Genomic DNA, 2505 nt, shown 5'->3' on the forward strand with positions numbered 1-2505 from the left:
GTTGATATTCCAATTCCTTGGGCGACGTCCTTAACGTAGCAGCCGCGCCATATCGGTGATGATTCCACCGGTGGCGTCCCAGACTTTGGCCAGGTTGGCCTTTTCCGTCGCCACCACGGCCAGGGTCAGCTGGTTCGGCAGTCGGGAGAGGACGATGACGCCGGACTGGAATCGGGTGACGGATTGGACGATGGCCCCGTAGTTGAGCTCCTCGCCGATTTGCTTGAAGGAGAAGTAGCCGCTGGCGCAAATCGCCCCGATGGCCTCGACGTCGGCCTCCTCGGAGCCGGCGGAATCGAGCACGAGCCCGTCTTCCCCGACCACCACAGCGACCTTGACCTCTTTGACCACGAGCAGGCGTTTCAGGATTTCCACGACCTCATTCACTTCTCTTCTCCTTTGTCCTCTTCCCCTACCTCTTCGTCTTTCCGTCCGGACATGCCGGAGAGCCAGCTCGAGAAGGTTTTGAAAGCGGGTTTATCGGATTCTTCGGTGGGAATAATCGGAGCCATGTCCTTCACCGGGGGTATCTCCGGGGGCACCTCGTCCTCGGGCATCACCTCGACGGTTTCCGGCTCCACGATGGCCAGTTCCTCGGTGTCGGGCGGCGGAGGCACGGGCACCTCGACTCTTATCTCGGGCTCGTTGCCGGCGCGTCTCACCGGTGGCTCCTTCACGACCTCCGGCACGTCCGGGGGAGCCCCGCCCTTTTCGGGGGCGGCGTACCGGGACTCCTCATCCACGATGTCGAGGTTCGCCGCTTGAGGGATGAGGTCCAAATCTATCTCTGTGGGTTCGCCGGTCCTGCTGGAGTCAGCCGGTTCCACGCCGGTAGTCATCCTCCCGGCGTCCGACGGGGAATCGGCCGCGCCGCCGGTTCTCCGGGGGTCCTCCGCCGAGACCGGTACACCCGCGGGCAGCTCACCGTCCGGCAGAGCCTCGCCGGACTCTTGGGACGAGGGGAGGGATTCAGCCCGCATCACGTTCTCGAAGTCTATGGTGGACGGGACTTTTTCCTCGATCGTATCCATCTCGCCGGAAAGGGGTTCGGTTTGCGGTGTCCTCGTCGCGGTGGATTCGATGTCTATCTCGATGACCTCGCCCTGGTTCTGCGAGAGAGCCTTGCCTTCCAGCTTCGCCAGCTGCTGGGCCGCGGCGTCGTTGGACGGGTCGAGCTCAAGGATGCGGCGGTAGATGGTGGCCGCCTCGCCGTAGCGCCGCTGGTGCAGCCTGACGTTGGCCATGGAGGAGAGGGCCACCAGGTTGTCCCGGTCCAGCCGCAGGATGTCCTCAAAGGTGGTCTCGGCCTTTGGGTAGTTGCCCAGGTCCAGGTAGCACTTGCCCAAAACTATCTTGGCGGGGATGTATTCGGGACGCCGGCCCATCCCCCGCTTGAGTACCGCGAAAGCCTCCTCGAAGAGGCCGCTCTTTCGGTAGGCGTCCGCCAGGGGCACGAAGGCCAGTGAATCGGGATCTCGCGCCAGAAGCTGTGTGTAGCGCTCGATCTCCGGTCCGAGCTGGAAACGCTTGGCCATTTCTAAGAAACATCCCCCGGGGCGAATTTAACCGGAACCCATTGAAGTTTAGCCCGCTGACGTTTTTTAGTCAAGGGTAAGAATTGTAAGACGTTGCCCCACCGTGCTATACTGCTTCAATAACCTCTCAACCCAAACTGAGGACGCCGATATGAGGTACATTCTGCTCTTCTGCCTGCTGACGGCCTTGATCGCCCCGAGCGCGGCTCGGGATGAGGTCACCTACGACCCCGGCGCCGGGGAGGAGACGATCACACCGGCGACCCCCGCCGCCCAGGGCAACTTCCACATACCGGGGGCCGTCTCCGCCGGGCTGACGCTGGGCTACATGACCTGGCCCGTGAACAGTCCCTACGGCCACGACGGCGGCGGCTTCCTGGTCGGTGTTTCCGGGGCGTACTACTTCGTCGAAAACCTGGCGGCGAAGCTGGGCCTGGGGTTCGGCCTCGGCGAGTACACCACCCTGATTCACGTGGATCTGGGAGCGCAGTACAACATCCCGGTGAGCGAGACGTTCACCGCCTTCCTGGGGGCGGGCCTCGCACTGGACATGGGCTCCTGGAATGCCTTCGCTTACGCGGACCGCGGCCAGGACGACCCCGAGGAACAGACCGACCCGGTCTACCACAACGGCGACAAGACCAACATAGGTTTCAACGTCAACGGGGGGATCGAGTTCTTTGTCATTGATTTCCTCTCCCTGCGTCCGACGACCTTCTTCGACTTCGCGGGCAGCGTCCACTGGGCCATCGGGCTGGGCGTCAACTACTACTTCTAGACCGGAGGGCGATGCCCCGGCGCACCTTGCGCATTCTCCTGCTGCTCTGCACGGCGGCGGCGGCGGTGCCCTTCGCCGGTATCCGCGGCGGCGTGGAGGCTTACACTTGGCCCTCCGGCGGCGGCTGGCGGACGGCCTACGGTCTGGAAATTTTTCTCGACTCGGACGGCGCCGCCCTCGAGCTCACCTACG

At 63.4% G+C, this 2505-nt stretch carries 4 protein-coding genes; 2 read left to right on the plus strand and 2 right to left on the minus strand.

The genetic code is table 11. From position 1 onward, the window contains the following. Window positions 1–30: 30 nt before the first annotated feature. Complete coding sequence (locus NTW26_11760; protein MCX7022922.1) at window positions 31–387, minus strand: roadblock/LC7 domain-containing protein; 357 nt, start codon at window positions 385–387, stop codon at window positions 31–33. After that, entirely contained in the window at window positions 384–1535 is a 1152-nt protein-coding gene (locus NTW26_11765; GenBank protein ID MCX7022923.1) for a tetratricopeptide repeat protein, read from the minus strand. Before NTW26_11765 ends, NTW26_11760 begins: the two co-directional genes overlap by 4 nt. A gap of 151 nt (window positions 1536–1686) precedes the next feature. Here NTW26_11765 and NTW26_11770 point away from each other — a divergent pair, with 151 nt between their 5' ends. After that, on the plus strand, window positions 1687–2313 hold the full coding sequence (locus NTW26_11770) for a hypothetical protein (GenBank protein ID MCX7022924.1): 627 nt from the start codon (window positions 1687–1689) through the stop codon (window positions 2311–2313). Window positions 2314–2324: 11 nt separating this feature from the next. Then, a partial coding sequence (locus NTW26_11775) for a hypothetical protein (GenBank protein ID MCX7022925.1) occupies window positions 2325–2505 on the plus strand: 181 nt, incomplete at its 3' end.

The organism is bacterium (genome assembly GCA_026398675.1).
Taxonomy (GTDB): Bacteria; RBG-13-66-14; RBG-13-66-14; order RBG-13-66-14; family RBG-13-66-14; genus RBG-13-66-14.